The sequence below is a fragment of the Ensifer sp. BR816 genome, assembly GCF_000378985.1.
In the GTDB taxonomy this organism is placed as follows: Bacteria; Pseudomonadota; Alphaproteobacteria; order Rhizobiales; family Rhizobiaceae; genus Sinorhizobium.
In genome coordinates this window covers 1,014,621-1,030,319 of sequence record NZ_KB905370.1, presented here as the reverse complement: position 1 = coordinate 1,030,319, position 15,699 = coordinate 1,014,621, and the positions used below count along the sequence as shown (strand labels likewise).

Genomic DNA, 15,699 nt, shown 5'->3' with positions numbered 1-15,699 from the left:
CGCGGAAGAGCGCTGGATCAATGACAACACCATAAGCCATCGCACGCCTGGCGGCATTCGGGCGAGCCGTCGGCCCGCGTGAGGGAAATCCAGAATGAAGTTCAAGGCAACGCTTGTAGGTTTTTCCGCGATCCTGATGTGGTCGCTGCTGGCGCTCCTTACCGCGGCTTCCGGCAAGGTGCCGCCGTTCCAGCTTTCGGCGATCTGCTTTTTGATCGGCAGCCTGCCGGGCATCATCGTTTTGGCGTCGAAACCTCAACGCCTTGCGCTTCTGAAGCAGCCGGCCAAGATCTGGATCACCGGCATTGCCGGACTTTTCGGCTACCATTTTCTTTATTTCACGGCGCTCCGGAATGCTCCGGCCGTGGAAGCCGGCCTGATCGCCTATCTTTGGCCACTTCTGATCGTCGTCGGTTCCGCGCTGCTGCCGGGCGAGAGGCTTCGCTGGTACCATATCGCCGGCGCGCTTGCCGGGCTCTCCGGCACGATCCTGATCGTGGCACGCGACGGCGTCGCCTTCGACGACGCCTATGCGCTCGGCTATGGAGCCGCCCTTCTTTGCGCCTTCGCCTGGTCCGGCTATTCATTGATCACCCGGCGTTTCGGTGCGGTGTCGACCGATGTGGTGACCGGCTTTTGCCTGGCGACGTCGCTTCTGTCCTTCCTCTGCCATCTTGGCCTCGAGATAACGGTCTGGCCGCAGACACCATTCGAGTGGCTCGCGGTCGCAGGCCTCGGCCTGCTGCCGGTCGGCGCGGCCTTCTATGCCTGGGACTACGGCGTCAAGAACGGCGACATCCAGTTGCTGGGCGTTGCGAGCTATGCGGCGCCGGTGCTCTCGACATTGATCCTCATCCTGTTCGACTTTGCCGAGCCGTCCTGGCGGATTGCCATGGCCTGCCTGCTAGTCACCGGCGGCGCCGTGCTCGCCGCGAAGGATATGGTCTTCAGGAGCGGCGGGACGGCGGCGCAAGCGGCGGAGTAAGGTTCAATCTCGCGGCGGCTGCCAATCCGGTGCGGCCATCTCGAACGCAGAGAAATCGAAGCCGGGCGCGACCGTGCAACCGACAAGAGTCCAGTCTCCGAGCGAGGCGGCCGATTGCCACCAGTCGGCGCGAACGACGTATTGCGGCCGTTCGCCGTTCAGAAGATCGGGACCGAGCCGATGGCGCGTGGCCCGCTTGCCGGGTTCGGCAATGCTGAGTTCGAGCGGCGCCCCGGCGTAGTAATGCCAGACTTCGGCTGCATCGCGGACGCGATGCCAGTGCGATCGGTCGCCCTTTTCGAGCAGATAGTAGATTGCCGTCGAGTGGCCGCGTGGTCCGCCGTCGGCATCGCGGAAGGTCTCGACGTACCAGCCGCCTTCCGGATGCCGGGTCAGCCCCAATGTCTCGATGATCGTCGCCGCAGCAACAGCCCCCGATGCCGCCATCAGAAATTATCCTTGCGCTTGCGGATCTCCGCGAAGACGGCGGCATCGCTCGCCTTCTCCATGCCGAGGTGAGCGCGGATCTTCGGATCGCCGGCGCGCAGGAACGGGTTCGTCCTCTTCTCGAGGCCGATCGTCGTCGGAGCGGTGAAGCCGCCGTCCGAGCGGGTCTCCTCGATTTCGGCGGCGCGTTCCTTGAGCGCCGCGTTTTCCGGGTCGATCGTCACGGCAAAATGGGCGTTCGATAGGGTGTATTCGTGACCGAAATAGACGGACGTATCGTCCGGAAGCGCCATCAGCCGGTTCAACGACCGCCACATCGTCTCCGCCGTTCCTTCGAACAGCCGCCCGCAGCCGAGCGCAAACAGCGTGTCGGCGGCGAAGAGCAATTTATCCTCGGGCAGATGGAAACTGATATGGCCTGCGGTATGTCCCGGCGTTTCGATGACCTCGACCGGATGGCCGGCGAAGTCGAAACGGTCGCCATGGCCCACTTGCTTGTCGATGCCCGGGATCTTCGAAGCCTCGCCTTTTGGGCCGATGATAGTGGCACCGAACCGCTCCTTCAGGCTGACATTCGCCGCCACGTGGTCGCCATGGTGATGGGTCGTCAGGATGTGCGTGAGTTGCCAGCCGCGCCGCTCCAGCGCTTCGAGGATCGGTTGCTCCTCGGGTGCGTCGATCGACGCCGTTGCGCCGCTTACCGGATCGTGGATCAGCACACCAAAATTGTCGGTGCGGCAGAGGAAGAGGTCAAGTTCGAGCGCAGCCATGGCTTGGTCCTCCCATTGGAGCATGCGGCGGGCGAGACGGAAAGACATTGAGGCTTGCCTCTTCCCGCTCCAGCCGAATGTAGCGAGCCTCGCCTTGAAGTCTACCGCTTCAAGGCTAACATGTTGCGCATGCACACCGATATCGTCGATCTCCGTCAATTCTATCATTCCGAGCTCGGTCGGATGGCGGAGCAAGCCGTCAGCATGGCGCTTGCTTCCGTCTGGGCGCGCATGCCGGAAGAGCGCCTGGTCGGCCTCGGCTATGCGGTTCCCTATCTCGAGCGCTTCCGCGCCGATACCGAGCGGACCTTCGCCTTCATGCCGGCCGGTCAGGGGGCGGTGAACTGGCCGGTTGCCGAACTTTCCTCCACGGCACTGGTCTTCGACGAGGAGTTGCCGCTGCCCGATGCCTCGATCGACCGGGTGCTGATGGTTCATTCACTGGAATTTGCCGAGAGCCCGCGCGAAACGATGAAGGAGATCTGGCGCGTGCTGGCCCCCGGCGGGCGGCTCGTCATCGTGGTGCCGAACCGTCGCGGTGTGTGGGCACGGATGGAGCACACGCCCTTTGGTTCCGGCCGGCCCTATTCACGGGGACAATTGACGGCGCTCTTGCGCGAGACGAACTTTACGCCAGGTGCCAGTTCCGAAGCGCTGTTCTTCCCGCCGTCCAGACGAAAGATTATCCTGCGCCTGCGTCACGGACTCGAGCGCATCGGCCGCTCGCTATGGCCGGTCTTTTCCGGGGTGATCATCGTTGAGGCACAGAAGCGGCTCTATCAGGGCCTGCCGGTCGCGGCGCGTGCCTCGCGCCGCGTCTTCGTTCCGGTACTGGCGCCGCATGGTGTTCCCAGCACCCGCATTCGAGCGCCGGAGATCAAAGCCCCGTAGGCGCGGTGTTGACGTCGCACTCGACAAATTTGTTGCGCCCCGGTATTGGCTGGACCGCATTCTTCCCCGCGAAAGCCGATCCGATGAACCTTGCCTTGAAGAGCCCGCAGCCGCGCCCCGGCATCCTGGAGATCGCCGCCTATGTGCCCGGCAAGGAACATGCGCCGGGCGTGGCAAAGGTTCACAAGCTGTCGTCGAACGAAACGCCGCTTGGCGCGAGCCCGCGCGCGATCGAGGCATTCCAGCAGGCTGCGTTCAATCTCGAGCGCTATCCGGATGGCCAGGCGCATGCGCTCAAGGACGCGATCGCCGCGGTTCACGGGCTGAACCCGGCCAATATCCTGTGCGGCAACGGCTCGGACGAGCTGCTTGGCCTCCTCTGCCACACCTATCTCAGTCCCGGCGACGAAGCGATCGTGACCGAGCATGGGTTCCTCGTCTACAAGATCCAGACCACGGCCGCGGGCGGTACACCGGTGACGGCGAAGGAGCGGGATCAGCGCGTCGATGTCGATGCGATCCTGGCCGCCGTGACCGAGCGGACGAAGATCGTCTTCATCGCTAATCCGGCCAACCCGACGGGGACCTACATCCCCGTGGACGAGGTGCGGCGCCTCCATGCCGGCTTGCCGGCCGGCGCCTTGCTGGTGCTGGATGCGGCCTATGCCGAATATGTCCGGCGCAATGATTACGAGGCGGGAATCGAGCTGGTTTCGGCCAATCGCAACGTGGTGATGACGCGGACCTTTTCGAAGATCTACGGCCTTGCGGGCCTGCGGATCGGCTGGATGTATGCGCCGCGCGACGTCGTGGATGCAGTGGATCGCGTGCGCGGCCCCTTCAATCTGAATACGCCGGCGATTGCGGCCGGAGCGGCAGCGATCCGGGATCAAGCCTTCAACGCCGCGGCTGTCGATCACAATCTCGCCTGGCTGGCGAGAGTGAGCGAGGCCTTGACGGCGATCGGTCTTCGCGTCACGCCGTCGGTCACCAATTTCGTGCTGATCCATTTCCCGGAAACGGGCGGCAGATCGGCCGAGGAAGCGGATGCGTTTCTCACGAGCCGCGGGTTTATCCTGCGTGCCGTCAGCGCTTACGGCTTTCCCGATGCGCTGCGCATGACCATCGGCTCCGAGGAGGCGAATGAGGGCGTGATCGCGGCGCTAACCGAATTCATGGGACGGAAATAGATGGCTCAGCAATTCGAAACCATCGCCCTCATCGGCATCGGCCTGATCGGCTCGTCGATCGCGCGGGATATCCTCGACAGGCAAATCGCTGGAACGATCGTCGTCTCCACGCGCAGCGAAGCGACGCTGAAGCGCGCCAGCGAGCTCGGCCTCGGGCATCGCTTTACACTCTCGGCCGCCGAGGCCGTGAAGGATGCCGATCTCGTCATCGTCTCCGTGCCGGTTGGAGCTTCGGGCGCCGTCGCCGTTGAGATCGCAGCGCATCTGAAGCCCGGGGCGATCGTCACGGATGTAGGCTCGACCAAGGGTTCGGTGATCGCGCAGATGGCTCCGCATCTGCCGAAAACCGTGCATTTCGTGCCCGGCCATCCGATCGCGGGGACCGAGCACTCCGGTCCGGATGCCGGATTCGCCGGGCTTTTCCGCGGCCGCTGGTGCATTCTGACGCCGCCCCCGGGAACCGACGAGGAAGCCGTCGCCAGGCTCAGGCTTTTCTGGGAAGCACTCGGCTCGATGGTCGACGAGATGGATCCGGAGCACCACGACATGGTGCTGGCAATCGTCTCGCACCTTCCGCACATCATCGCTTACAACATCGTCGGCACGGCGGACGACCTCGCTACCGTCACCGAGTCGGAAGTGATCAAATATTCCGCCTCCGGCTTCCGCGACTTCACCCGTCTTGCCGCCTCGGACCCGACCATGTGGCGCGACGTCTGCCTGCACAACAAGGACGCGATCCTCGAAATGCTGGCACGCTTTTCGGAGGATCTCGCCTCGCTGCAGCGCGCGATCCGCTGGGGCGACGGCGACAAGCTCTTCGATCTCTTCACGCGCACGCGGGCGATCCGCCGATCGATCATCCAGGCCGGTCAGGATACGGCGATGCCGGACTTCGGCCGCCATGCCATGGACCAGAAATAGACCGGTTCGTCCGGGTCAAAGGGCCGGCAATACACCGATCGGAACAAAGGCCAGGAAGGCGGTGCCGTCGCGGACATTGAGCTTGACGGTCGCCTCGTCCTTGCCGCCGGCGAGCGCCGTCAGCATGTTGGCGATGTTGTTGATGAGGTCGGTTTCCTCGGGAACGGCCTTCACGAGGTTCTCCCGCCATGCGGTGATGTTCATGAGGGTTAGCGAGAACTCGCCCGACAGCAGCCCATGGTCGTTGACCGAGTAGGGACCGGAGAGCCTGGCGTTCATCCCGCTCCCCGCATCCAGCGTCAATTGGCGCAGTTCGCCCTTGGTGCCCCGCAGCATGTGCGGGGAGACCGTGCCGCCGCGCAGCCATTCGGCCTTGCCGGTGACGGTAAGGTCGGCGGCGATATTGGCCGGCGGGGCGAGGCTCGGTCCTTCCTCGGGGCGCAGGTCGAGCTTGTCGACGCTCAGCGCCGCATCGAGATCATCGCCGTTCTGGCGCAGATGGATCTCCCCGTGGCTCGCTCCGAAGCCCACGCCCTTGCCCATCTGCGGCGAACGGACGGTGCCGGTCAGATTGTCATAGGCAATCGACGTACGGTCGACACCCGAGAGCGTCGCTGCGAGGCTGGCGTGCAGGAGCGTCCAGTCGGCCGAGACCGAGATACCCGGCGAGACGCGGATTTCCGCGGGGCCGTCGAGTTCGACGACGGCGCGGCCCGGCTGGTAGACCTGCGCTGCGGTCCTCAAGGCGCCGAAGGATGCGGACGCACCATGGCGGGTGTCGTCGACGCGCACCTTGTCGCAGAAGAGGCCGATCCGGAATGGAAACCCGCGCACCTCGGGTTCGCTGCACTCGCCGCCAAGGCCGCTCGCCTGCCTTTCCGCCAGATAGGCCGGGAGCCGCTTCTCTATCTGGTCGGCGGCGACGAACCAGGTGCCGGAATAGATGCCGGCGACAAGAATGATGCCGGTTGCAAGCCAGAGAAACTTCCTGCTGGCCGGCCGGCCCTTGGCGACCTCGGTTACCGTCATGGTATCGCGTACTCCACTCTTGCGCCGGAAGCGGCATTTCGGGTGGCCGGCTCCGTTCTCACAAACTAACTTCTGCCTAACTTCTGCATGACACGCGCGGGCACCTTTCTTCCGCGCAGCGTCGTAGTCTCAAGATGTTAGGGCAGGATGAAGGCGGAAAACCGCTTCACACCCTTGCCCATCCCGCTTTAGAAAGTTCTGGACGGCCGCTGCCATGCTCACGGGTGATTCGGCGATAGCGGCAACATCGGTTGAATGGCAGCGGATATGGACGAATTTTGGGTCTTTGGCTACGGGTCGTTGATGTGGAACCCAGGCTTTCGCTTCGAGGAGAAGCTGACGGCAAGGGCCTTCGGCTACCGCCGCTCCCTTTGCGTCCACTCCTGGGTGCATCGCGGTACCGAGCGGCATCCCGGCCTCGTGCTCGGGCTCGATTACGGCGGCTCGTGCATAGGCATGGCGTTCCGCGTCGCCCTCGCCGAAAGGGCGGAGGTGACCGGCTATCTGCGTGAGCGCGAACTGGTTACACATGTCTACAAGGAGCGGACCATGCCGGTGCAGCTCTCCGACGGTCGCCGCGTGCCGGCGCTTGCCTATGTGACCGACCGCAAGCATGTGCAGTATGCCGGTGCGCTGACCGCGGAAGCGGCCGCCGCGACGGTCGCAACCGCTGTGGGGAAGTCCGGCAACAACAGGGAATACGTGCTCAACACGCTTGCCCATCTCAGGGAGATGGGCATCCGCGACCATTGGCTCGAGGAAGTCGTCGCCAATCTTAGCGCCACGGTGCCGCGCGTCTTTTCAGCGGCACAAGGGACGCAGTAGGGGGTACTCGGCTCAGGCCTGGTTGGCACCGAGCTCGCGCAGCCGTTGTTTCGCCGTCGGCGGCAACGGCAGATGCGGGTTATTTCTGACGGTTTCCACCAGGAGTTCGTCGCTCGCGGCCTCCGTCACCTCGACCAGCTTTGCCAAGAAGGCGTCCGGATCCAGGCCGGCTTCTATGGGCGGCAGCACACGCACCTTGAAATGGCCGGGAAAGCGCAGGAACTTGCGACGTGGCCAGAACAGCCCCGGATGCATGGCGACCGGGACGACCGGCACCTGCAGGTCGCGGTAGAGCCGCGCAATGCCGTATTTATACTCCGGCGGCGCGCCAGGCGGGCGCCGCGTGCCCTCCGGGTAGATGATCAGCTGGCGTCCGGTCGCCATTTCCCGCTTGGTGCGGTCCATGACTTCGGTCATCGCCTTGCCGCGCGCGGCGCGGTTTACCGGCACCATGCGCTGCTTGATGATGTACCAGCCGAATAGCGGGATCCAGGTGAGTTCGCGCTTCAGGATGTAGAACGGATCGTCGAGCCAGGGCAGAAGCGCATAGGCGTCCCAGAAGGACTGGTGCTTCGGCGCGAAGATGTAGGCCCCCTCGGGGATATTATCGAGACCCTCGATCTCGAAGGTCGTTCCGACCATCTTTTCCATGAGCCAGTGGTTGCTGCGCACCCAGTTCTTCGGCACGAACCAGGCCGTCTTGCGCGGCACGATAAAATAGACCGGGGTCAGCACGATCATCTGGACGATCAGATTGGCATAGAAGACCAGGTTGAAGAGGATCGAACGCAGGATGATCATCAGGCAGGCTCTCGATAGGGTGCGACGCGGACCGCGAGGCGGTGGGCCGTTCCGCTGCCTACACGAAACTCGCACGGAGGAAAACAGGTCTTGAAGGATCGAGCGCGCTACTCTTCCGGCTGAGCAGGGCGAGGGGCGTCGACTTCCGAACCCCGCACCAGGTGCTTGGTCGCAAACTCCCGCAACGACGCGACGGAATATTTGGCGTATTCGAGCAGGATGGCCTTGATGAAGAGCGGATTGCGCAGCCAGTTGGAGGTCTTGAGATCCGAATTGACGACCGGATAAGCAATGAACTCCGTGTCCGGCCGAACGCGGCGCAATTCGAGCAGGCTGCGCGGCATGTGATAATTGTTGGTGACGACGAGAACACGTCCATAGCCGTGATCGCGGATCCATTGCCCGGCCTCGGTCGCGTTGCCGATCGTATCGACCGCTGCGTGACCGATGTCGACGCAGCATTTGAAGAGGTCGGCCGAGCTTTGCGTGTTGCGGCGTATCTGGCTGCCCGTCGTCGCCGGATTGACGCCGGAGATCAGCAGCCGCCTGCCGGCGCCGGACTTCAGCAGGTCGACCGCCTGGTCTATCCGCTGGAAACCGCCGGTCAGCACCACGATTGCATCCGCCCTGGGCGCGGCGGGCGGCTGCAGCGAGGCCACCGTGTCGGCGAAGTACAGAAAGCCCGCGAGGAATACAGCGAGAAGCGCGACCAGCACGAAAAAGCCGCGTCGCAGAGCTTTCCGCAGCAGACTGCGGGACCGGCGGCGGCGCGCGGCCCTGTCTCGCCATTTGCCCCTCTCGGTCATTCCGCTCTCGCGAAGCTCCTCAACCATCATGATTCTCTCACATAGCCGCCGATTGCGGCAGGGGATAGATCGTTTGAGGGGAGATTCGCCGCTTTGGGGGTCCTGGTCCTGCCTAGCCCTGATAGCTATCCGTTCGGCCCGGGTCCGACCGGATTAGGTCGATCTCGTAAATCGTCCGCGTGACGGTGAGCCGCGCCGTCAGCGTCGTTAGCAGGGCAATGACGATGATGATCGCGAAGATGCCCAGATAACCGGTATAGCCGATGGCGAATGTGCCGAAGAGGGCGGTCGCCTGGTCCGTCTCGGGGGTTGCGAGCGTCTGGGATTGCCAGAAGCCGGCGATACCGAAAGACAGTGCCGCAAGCAGCCCGCCGGCACCGGCACCCTTGAGGCTGATTCTGAGGAAGTGCTTCTGAAATTCGGACGCCACGAAGCCCGCCTCGGCCCCGACGAAATGCAGGACCTCGACGATGTGGCGATTGCCGGAAAGCGCACCGCGCGTGGCGAAGACCACCGTCAGCACCATCGCCGAAAAAACAAGCGCCAGCACGCCGGTCCCGATCATCGTCGTGGTGTTCGCCATGGCAACCAGGCGGTCGACCCAGGTGCGATGGTCGTCGAGGAAGGCCTCCGGGATCGTCTCCATCAGGGCCTTGCGCATGGATCCGAAATCCGGCGGGTTGTTTTCGTCGATGGTTATCACGATGAGCCGCGGCACCGGCAGTTCGTCGAGATCGAGGCCGCCGCCGAGCCAGGGTTCGAGGAGCCGGGCGGTCGCGGCGCGGTCGATGATGTTGCCGCCCGTCGTGCCCGGGAAGGTCAATGCGAGGTCGCGCGCGTCCGCGAGCGCCTTCTCCATGTCCAGGTTCTCGTCGGGCTTGATCTGGATTGTGATCTCGCGGGAGATCTGCGATTGCCAGCTTTGCGCCGTCGCCCGCACCATGCTGACGCCGCCGAGCGTGAGGCAGGCGAGGAAGGACATGATGGCGATGACGCACATCAGGGCGTGGCCGGAGACGTTGGCCGAGGGTACGATCGGTCCGGTCGGGCGCACGCGCATCTCGGCGCGACGCTGCTGCGGCGGGTCGGGCTCGTGGCGGGCGCGGTGCTCATTCATAGACGTCAAGCCGCCCCTGTGAAAGGATCATGCGCCGGGCCTCGACCTGGTCCATCAGCGACAGGTCGTGGGTGGCGATCACCACGGCGGTTCCGAGCCTGTTCAGTTCGAGGAAAAGGTTCAAGAGCCGCCTCGCCATGGGCGGATCGACATTGCCTGTCGGTTCGTCGGCGAGCAGGATCTCCGGGCGGTCGATCAGAGCGCGGGCGATCGCAGCGCGCTGCTTTTCACCGCCGGAAAGTACCGGCGGAAGCACATTGATGCGCTCGCCGAGGCCGACCCATTTCAGAAGCTCGAGCACATCCGACCGATAGCTCGTCTCTTCCTTACCGCGCACCCGAAGCGGCAAGGCGACGTTCTCGTAGGTCGTCAGATGGTCGAGAAGGCGGAAATCCTGGAAGACGATGCCGACGCGGCGGCGCAGCATCGGAAATTCCTCGCGCGGGATGGAGGAGATGTTGCGGTCGAACATGCGAATCAGTCCGCGCGTCGGCTTCAGCGACAGAAACAGCAGCCGCAGCAGCGTCGTCTTGCCTGCCCCCGAGGGGCCGGTCAGGAACTGAAAGGACCGGCGCGGAATGTCGAATGTCAGGTCCCGGAGAATTTCCGGTCCCATGCCATAGCGCAATCCGACGTTCTCAAAATGAATCAACGGGACAGCCCAATCTCTCGCCACGACCCTCAACAACCGCCGCAACCGGCCGCCCGCACATCTACAGCGCCGTCTCGCCGGGCGCACGCAACTCGCTGCATCGCTTTGAACTGCCGTGCCGACTGAAGGACCATGCAGTAGGACAGCGCGCCTGCCAAGGCAAAACGGAGTGCGGAACAATGGTTAAGCGACGGTTAATGTCCCAGGAAAAGACGCCGCTTTCGCGGCCTTTACCAAAACATTAACCATTTCGGTTTACGTGTCGTCAGGATTTGATGCAATGCCCTCTTTTTTGCAGGGGTGTTGCCGCAGCGAGCGTGGCGCGTGCTACAGCGACCTTGTGCGTCAGAAAGGCGCGCGGCGCTATAGAGGGCGCGGCACTCCGATGGGAGGGCCCCATGCAGGCATTTTGCACGAAGGCAGCCGGAATAGACCTCATTCCGCCGGAGCGCGTGCCGCGCGCAGAGACCCCAAAAGCCAGGAAACTCGACTTTATCGATGTCGATTTCGAGACCGTGGCTCCGGGTTTGCAGCGCGGCCCCTATCCGGTCTTCAACGACAAGCGGCGATCGGCGCCGCGCCCGGCGACGACCAGTCGGCGCGAAGGCGCAGCGCGGTTGCTGGCGATCGCGGAGACGAAACTGCGGGCGATGCCGGCGCGCCGCTTCGCGGGCCTCGCCGCCGGCCTTGGCTTGACGGCCTTCCTGCTGATCGCGGGCCTCGGGGGTCATGATGCGGCGGACGCTCATCCGCTTGCCATCGAGGGCGTCACCACCTCGCTCGACTACAACGGCGGCATGCGCGTGCTTTCCGTCTACGGCGCCATCGACAACCGGTCGGGCCTCGAACAGCACCTGCCGCCCATGGTCGTCGAAGTCATGAGCAACGGACGGCCCGTGACGGCGACGCGCCTGATGCCCGAAGGCGCCGCCATCGCGCCCGGCGAAAGCCGCCGCTTCGTCACTCGCCTTCCCTATGCGGGTGGTAAAATGCCCGATGTCACCGTTTCTTTCGCGGAAAACAGTGTGTCGCCGCCCTGAGTGTGCTAATCGGCGTTTGCAGGGAGGGCCGGCGTTCTTCCGACTGTTTTCATCCTTAAATCGTAACCGATTTAAGGATGAAGAACATGCAAACAGAAGTGCTGCAGCGACCTTTTGTGCGTCTCGAAGACGCACGGCGCTGTAGGAAAATGGAGGCCCGCATGCCCGTCGTTCGCGGCAAGAATATCGAGATCCTTTACGGCCCCGAGGCGATCGCCACCCGCAATCGCGACATGGCGGAAGAGATTATGCGTGGGCCGCACAAGGACCTCCTCGTCATCTCGATCCTCAAGGGCTCCTTCATCTTCGCGGCCGACCTCATCCGCGCCATGCATGGCGCCGGGCTCGCGCCGGAGGTGGAGTTCATCACGCTTTCGAGCTACGGCACGGGAACCGAATCCAAAGGCGTGAAGATCACCAAGGATATCGACAGCGACGTGCATGATCGCGACGTGCTCCTGATCGACGACATTCTCGAATCCGGGCGAACGCTGCGCTTCGCCAAGGACCTGCTCTACGAACGCGGCGCGCGCCACGTCACCGTCGCCGTACTGCTCGACAAGCGCATGAAGCGCCGCGTCGAACTGGAGGCCGACTATGTCGGCTTCGATTGCCCTGACCATTTCGTGGTCGGTTACGGCATGGACGTCGCCTATGCCTTCCGCGAACTGCCCTTTGTCGGCGTCGTCACGGGCGATGCGGATTAGCATTTTCCGGTCGCGATCCCCGGTTGCGCCGGTTGCAGGACATCAACGATTCCTTGCTCTTCATGGGCGAGAGATGTTGATAGTTCTACCTGACGGCGCAAGATACTGAAAATCGAAGTGATCGCGTTTACCGAAAGCAAACACAAAGCTGTTTGGTTGGAACGGTGTCACGGCCGCTGTCGGCGTGGGACACGTATGTTCAACGACGTGGAGCGTCTTCTTGTGAAAGACGCCGGCGCTCAGTGAGAGCGAACACGGGAGGCCATGATGGCGAAAATCCTGATTACCGAGGATGAGGATGCCTTGCGCTCATTTGTGGCGCGGGCCTTGCAACTCGATGGACACGAAACGGTCGAGGCCGGAGATGGAGCGGATGGGCTTGCGCGGCTCAAGGACCAGCGCTTTGACCTTTTGCTTTCCGATATACGCATGCCCGTCATGGACGGCATCGAACTCGTGCATCAGGCGTCGGCCGCCTTTCCTCAGCTCAAGATCCTGCTGATGACCGGCTATGCGGAGCAGCGCGAGCGCGCTGACGATCTCTCGGGCAAGGTCGTGGATGTGATTTCGAAGCCGTTTTCGCTGCCTGACATCCGCAAGGCGGTCGCGCACGCCCTTGCCGCCTGATGGCCTCCAGCGTATCGGCTCGAAAATCGGAATCGATTTCGGAAAGCACGATGCGTAGATTCGAAGTCCTACAGCGTCCTTTGCGCGTCTGAAAAGACGCGCGGCACTGTAGAGAGCTCTGCCGCTATTCTGCGGCAGGGCCTCAGCGCATGTCGAGCAGGCGCTCGAGATATTGCCGTTCCATCTCCGGCGACAGGTTGTCGCCGAGCTTGCGGCGGATCGCGTCGAGGATCTGCCGGGCGCGCTGCGTGTCGATCTCGTCGGGCACCTTCACCTGGTTGCCGAAGTCCGGTCCGGCGTTCTGCTGGCGCCGCCCGAGTGGGTCACGCCCGTTCTGGCCGTATTGCGGAACGCCTTGTCCAGGGCCTGGACCCTGTCCCTGCGCCTGCATCTGGTTCATCATGTCCTGGGCGCCTTCCCGCAGCGCCTGCAACGCCCGGCCCTGGCTGCCGACGGCCCGTTCGCCCTGGCCCTGCCCGAGTGCGCCTGCGGCGTCGCCCATTTCGCGCTGGGCCTGGCCGAAGCCCTTGCCGGGCTTTATGCCTAGATCCTCCAGACCCTTTTGCAGCTCGCCGAGCTGCTTGGCCAGCCCTTCCTGCTGCTGACGGAGCTGTTTCAAGGCTTCCTTCAGCTGCTCGGCGGTCATGTCGTCGAGCGGATTCGGCTGTCCGTTCGGGTCACCTTGCTGGCCGGGATCCTGCGGCATATCCTGGCCGAAGAGCTCGTTGTCCTCGCCCTGCAGCGGATCGCCGCGCTGCATCCGGTCACGCAGGGCCTGATCCAGCTTGAATGTTTCATCCATCAGCTGCTGTTGTTGTTGCATCAGCTGGCCCAGCTTGTCCATTTGCTGGCGCATGGCATTGTTCTGCTCGCCGCCCTGCTGCATGCGGCCGGCTTGCAGATTGTTCATCATCCGCTGCAGTTCGGACAGAAGCTGCCGCGCCTGGTCGCGGGCACCGGAGCGCGCCAGATTCTCGATCTGGTCCATCAACTTTTCCAGATCCTGCTGGCGCAGCACATTGTTCAGGTCCGGATTGGCGGCGATCGCCGGATTCTTGGCCGCCTGTTCGGCCAGCGCGCGCATATATTCCTGCATGGCCTGGCGCAGTTCCTGCATCAGCCTGGCGATCTCCTGATCCGAGGCATTGCGTTCGAGTGCATCAGACAGGGCCTGCTGGGCATCGCGCAACCGCCGCTCGGCGAGCGACAGGTCGCCATCCTCGATGCCGAGCGCGATCTCCCAGAGATGGTCGGCCGCATCGCGCAGCATGTCGTCGTTGCGGGCCAGCTCCATTCGCGTCCGGGCGGACTGGATCAACAGGAAATGCGTGAGATTCGGGATCGTCTCCTCGGGATAAAGGGTCAGCGCGTCGTTGAGGTCGATGGCGCGGGGCAGTTGATTGGCATCGAGTGCAAACACCTGTCGCTGTTCGGCGACGGCTGCGGCAAGCGGTTCGAAGAACCGCCGCGCCGGCAACACCATTTCCTCCGGGACGCTTCGGCCTTCCTGGCCAGCGGCGTCGCGGGCGACGAGGGTTATCTCCACGCGCTTTCCGGAAAGGGGATGCTCGCTGAGATTCCGGCTCGTCGTTCCCTTGGCCTCGCGAGGATTGCGGCGCGGCAGATCGAGGCGGTATTCCGGCGGCGGATAGAGCGGCCTGGCGTCTGCCGCGGGGTCGTCCAGAGGCTTTATCTCCGCCCAAGCCTGGGAGATGCCGTAGTCGTCATGGGCGAGGAAGCTTACCTCGAGCGACGCGTTGGCCGTCGCACGGGGCGCGCCGTCGAAAGCGATGCTCGGGACACTGTCTGGAATGACCTTGAAGTTCCAGCGCTGCCCGGCGACGGAAAGCGTGCCGTCCCGGGTGATCTTGAAGAGATGATTCCGGGCGCCGTTCGGCGGCGTTCCAGCCGCTTCCGTTGGCTGCGACGACGACTTGGCGGCTGCAGCCGGGATGATCGTCGGCTGCGGGTTGCCCGTGTCGGCGTAGCTGACCTGCGTCTCCTGTCCGGGGCCGGTAATTCGAACCGTCACATCGCTGAACTGCGGGATGGTGATTGCCGCCTGCCCGTCGACGGCTGCCATATCCTCACGACCGGTGAGGAAAATCGGAGCGCGGCCGGTATAGGCCGGCGGCGTCACCCAGGCATCGATCCGGATATCGGGGGTCGCGGCCTGACGCTCCGGCAGCCGAAACGCGTCCGACACCAGGCCGGCGCGGTTCGAATAGGAAAAGGCGAAGGCCACACAGGCGATCAGGATCGGCACGGCCCTGAGCGCGAGAGGATCGTGCCGCGCGACATCGGGGCGCGGCAGGCCGGTGTCGAGGCCGTGGACAAGACGCGCCATGCGTGCCTGATGCTCGCGCCAGAGGGCCGCACCGACGGCCCCGTCCGTTGCCGGCGCGTCGTCCTGCACCCGGATCGCCTGATGGGGCAGTTCGTTGCGGACTTCGAGCATCCTGTCGGCTTCGGCGACGTCCGGCCAGCGAATGCGGGTGAGCGGCAGGAGTGTAAGGAAGAACCCGGCGACGAAGCCGAGCAGAACCACGATATGCAGCCAGAACGGCGCAATCCGGAAAAACCCGAGCCAGCCCACGGAGAGGAAGAGGAGAACGAGCGCGGCGGGTGCGAGCGCACGGGGGAGGACCTGCTCGGCCAGCAGGATCAGGCGCGCCAGGAACCGTTTCGTCGCCAGCATCCTGGCGAAGGCCTTCGGTTTTGGCGTTTCATCCTGCCGCAATTGCGTCATCCGCCCAAATTCCCTTCCATCCCTTTTGACTGCCGCGGCGGTCAAGGGTCAGGATAACATCCTTTGTGGCGAAGGCGAGGGCGACCGGCAAAACAAAACGTGATCACCCGGCGGCGCACCACTTCGAACGGAAGCACGT

The 15,699-nt window shown here is 63.8% G+C and carries 16 protein-coding genes; 8 read left to right on the top strand and 8 right to left on the bottom strand.

Annotated features, from left to right (window positions below):
• The first annotated feature begins 94 nt into the window (after nt 1–94).
• The gene (locus tag RHIBR816_RS0104990; protein ID WP_018235435.1) at nt 95–985 is read left to right on the top strand and encodes a DMT family transporter; all 891 of its coding nucleotides are present in this window, start codon (nt 95–97) and stop codon (nt 983–985) included.
• A gap of 3 nt (nt 986–988) precedes the next feature.
• Here the strand turns inward: RHIBR816_RS0104990 and RHIBR816_RS0104985 are convergent, their stop codons facing one another.
• Both RHIBR816_RS0104985 and gloB read right to left on the bottom strand, forming a co-directional pair.
• Nucleotides 989–1,432, bottom strand: coding sequence for a cupin domain-containing protein (locus tag RHIBR816_RS0104985; protein WP_018235434.1), 444 nt, complete (start codon nt 1,430–1,432; stop codon nt 989–991).
• A complete protein-coding gene (gene gloB, locus RHIBR816_RS0104980) occupies nt 1,432–2,202 on the bottom strand; it encodes a hydroxyacylglutathione hydrolase (RefSeq protein ID WP_026186650.1) in 771 nt (256 codons plus the stop codon). Before gloB ends, RHIBR816_RS0104985 begins: the two co-directional genes overlap by 1 nt.
• A gap of 120 nt (nt 2,203–2,322) precedes the next feature.
• Between gloB and RHIBR816_RS0104975 the strand changes: the two genes are divergently transcribed.
• The 3 genes from RHIBR816_RS0104975 (at nt 2,323) to RHIBR816_RS0104965 (ending at nt 5,207) form a co-directional block, all read left to right on the top strand.
• Nucleotides 2,323–3,093, top strand: a complete 771-nt coding sequence (locus tag RHIBR816_RS0104975) for a class I SAM-dependent methyltransferase (RefSeq protein WP_018235432.1) — start codon at nt 2,323–2,325, stop codon at nt 3,091–3,093.
• Nucleotides 3,094–3,176: 83 nt separating this feature from the next.
• Complete coding sequence (gene hisC / locus RHIBR816_RS0104970; protein ID WP_018235431.1) at nt 3,177–4,283, top strand: histidinol-phosphate transaminase; 1,107 nt, start codon at nt 3,177–3,179, stop codon at nt 4,281–4,283.
• Nucleotides 4,284–5,207 (top strand): prephenate/arogenate dehydrogenase family protein, encoded by a 924-nt coding sequence (locus RHIBR816_RS0104965; protein ID WP_018235430.1) that lies wholly within the window; start codon nt 4,284–4,286, stop codon nt 5,205–5,207. It begins immediately after the preceding gene.
• Between the two features lie 15 nt (nt 5,208–5,222).
• Here the strand turns inward: RHIBR816_RS0104965 and RHIBR816_RS0104960 are convergent, their stop codons facing one another.
• A complete protein-coding gene (locus tag RHIBR816_RS0104960; RefSeq protein ID WP_018235429.1) occupies nt 5,223–6,236 on the bottom strand; it encodes a DUF2125 domain-containing protein in 1,014 nt (337 codons plus the stop codon).
• 255 nt (nt 6,237–6,491) lie between these two features.
• On the opposite strand from RHIBR816_RS0104960, the gene RHIBR816_RS33700 reads away from it, so the two are divergent.
• Nucleotides 6,492–7,061 carry a gamma-glutamylcyclotransferase gene (locus RHIBR816_RS33700; RefSeq protein ID WP_034814939.1) on the top strand — a complete coding sequence of 190 codons (570 nt, stop codon included), beginning with the start codon at nt 6,492–6,494 and terminating at the stop codon, nt 7,059–7,061.
• Nucleotides 7,062–7,073: 12 nt separating this feature from the next.
• Here RHIBR816_RS33700 and RHIBR816_RS0104950 read toward each other — a convergent pair whose 3' ends face one another.
• The 4 genes from RHIBR816_RS0104950 to ftsE all read right to left on the bottom strand — a co-directional run bounded on the left by RHIBR816_RS0104950 (nt 7,074) and on the right by ftsE (nt 10,401).
• A complete protein-coding gene (locus RHIBR816_RS0104950; RefSeq protein ID WP_018235427.1) occupies nt 7,074–7,862 on the bottom strand; it encodes a 1-acyl-sn-glycerol-3-phosphate acyltransferase in 789 nt (262 codons plus the stop codon).
• Between the two features lie 107 nt (nt 7,863–7,969).
• Nucleotides 7,970–8,668 carry a YdcF family protein gene (locus RHIBR816_RS33695; RefSeq protein WP_245262688.1) on the bottom strand — a complete coding sequence of 233 codons (699 nt, stop codon included), beginning with the start codon at nt 8,666–8,668 and terminating at the stop codon, nt 7,970–7,972.
• Nucleotides 8,669–8,780: 112 nt separating this feature from the next.
• A complete protein-coding gene (locus tag RHIBR816_RS0104940) occupies nt 8,781–9,785 on the bottom strand; it encodes an ABC transporter permease (RefSeq protein WP_018235425.1) in 1,005 nt (334 codons plus the stop codon).
• Nucleotides 9,778–10,401: a cell division ATP-binding protein FtsE gene (gene ftsE / locus RHIBR816_RS0104935; RefSeq protein ID WP_245262685.1), complete on the bottom strand. Its 624-nt coding sequence runs from the start codon at nt 10,399–10,401 to the stop codon at nt 9,778–9,780. Before ftsE ends, RHIBR816_RS0104940 begins: the two co-directional genes overlap by 8 nt.
• Before the next feature lie 434 nt (nt 10,402–10,835).
• Between ftsE and RHIBR816_RS0104930 the strand changes: the two genes are divergently transcribed.
• From RHIBR816_RS0104930 to RHIBR816_RS0104920, 3 genes are all read left to right on the top strand, one after another.
• Nucleotides 10,836–11,477: a hypothetical protein gene (locus tag RHIBR816_RS0104930; RefSeq protein ID WP_018235423.1), complete on the top strand. Its 642-nt coding sequence runs from the start codon at nt 10,836–10,838 to the stop codon at nt 11,475–11,477.
• Between the two features lie 161 nt (nt 11,478–11,638).
• Complete coding sequence (gene hpt, locus RHIBR816_RS0104925) at nt 11,639–12,184, top strand: hypoxanthine phosphoribosyltransferase (protein WP_026186648.1); 546 nt, start codon at nt 11,639–11,641, stop codon at nt 12,182–12,184.
• Between the two features lie 267 nt (nt 12,185–12,451).
• Nucleotides 12,452–12,811, top strand: a complete 360-nt coding sequence (locus RHIBR816_RS0104920; protein WP_018235421.1) for a response regulator — start codon at nt 12,452–12,454, stop codon at nt 12,809–12,811.
• A 142-nt stretch (nt 12,812–12,953) separates the two neighbouring features.
• Here the strand turns inward: RHIBR816_RS0104920 and RHIBR816_RS0104915 are convergent, their stop codons facing one another.
• Nucleotides 12,954–15,560 (bottom strand): TIGR02302 family protein, encoded by a 2,607-nt coding sequence (locus RHIBR816_RS0104915; RefSeq protein WP_018235420.1) that lies wholly within the window; start codon nt 15,558–15,560, stop codon nt 12,954–12,956.
• Nucleotides 15,561–15,699 lie beyond the last annotated feature (139 nt).

Excerpts from the sequence above, each read along its gene's own strand:
- RHIBR816_RS0104990 (WP_018235435.1), top strand. The coding sequence starts at position 95 with ATGAAGTTCAAGGCAACGCTTGTAGGTTTTTCCGCGATCCTGATGTGG.
- RHIBR816_RS0104985 (WP_018235434.1), bottom strand. The coding sequence starts at position 1,432 with ATGGCGGCATCGGGGGCTGTTGCTGCGGCGACGATCATCGAGACATTG.
- gloB (WP_026186650.1), bottom strand. The coding sequence starts at position 2,202 with ATGGCTGCGCTCGAACTTGACCTCTTCCTCTGCCGCACCGACAATTTT.
- RHIBR816_RS0104975 (WP_018235432.1), top strand. The coding sequence starts at position 2,323 with ATGTTGCGCATGCACACCGATATCGTCGATCTCCGTCAATTCTATCAT.
- hisC (WP_018235431.1), top strand. The coding sequence starts at position 3,177 with ATGAACCTTGCCTTGAAGAGCCCGCAGCCGCGCCCCGGCATCCTGGAG.
- RHIBR816_RS0104965 (WP_018235430.1), top strand. The coding sequence starts at position 4,284 with ATGGCTCAGCAATTCGAAACCATCGCCCTCATCGGCATCGGCCTGATC.
- RHIBR816_RS0104960 (WP_018235429.1), bottom strand. The coding sequence starts at position 6,236 with ATGACGGTAACCGAGGTCGCCAAGGGCCGGCCGGCCAGCAGGAAGTTT.
- RHIBR816_RS33700 (WP_034814939.1), top strand. The coding sequence starts at position 6,492 with ATGGCAGCGGATATGGACGAATTTTGGGTCTTTGGCTACGGGTCGTTG.
- RHIBR816_RS0104950 (WP_018235427.1), bottom strand. The coding sequence starts at position 7,862 with ATGATCATCCTGCGTTCGATCCTCTTCAACCTGGTCTTCTATGCCAAT.
- RHIBR816_RS33695 (WP_245262688.1), bottom strand. The coding sequence starts at position 8,668 with ATGACCGAGAGGGGCAAATGGCGAGACAGGGCCGCGCGCCGCCGCCGG.
- RHIBR816_RS0104940 (WP_018235425.1), bottom strand. The coding sequence starts at position 9,785 with ATGAATGAGCACCGCGCCCGCCACGAGCCCGACCCGCCGCAGCAGCGT.
- ftsE (WP_245262685.1), bottom strand. The coding sequence starts at position 10,401 with ATGGGACCGGAAATTCTCCGGGACCTGACATTCGACATTCCGCGCCGG.
- RHIBR816_RS0104930 (WP_018235423.1), top strand. The coding sequence starts at position 10,836 with ATGCAGGCATTTTGCACGAAGGCAGCCGGAATAGACCTCATTCCGCCG.
- hpt (WP_026186648.1), top strand. The coding sequence starts at position 11,639 with ATGCCCGTCGTTCGCGGCAAGAATATCGAGATCCTTTACGGCCCCGAG.
- RHIBR816_RS0104920 (WP_018235421.1), top strand. The coding sequence starts at position 12,452 with ATGGCGAAAATCCTGATTACCGAGGATGAGGATGCCTTGCGCTCATTT.
- RHIBR816_RS0104915 (WP_018235420.1), bottom strand. The coding sequence starts at position 15,560 with ATGACGCAATTGCGGCAGGATGAAACGCCAAAACCGAAGGCCTTCGCC.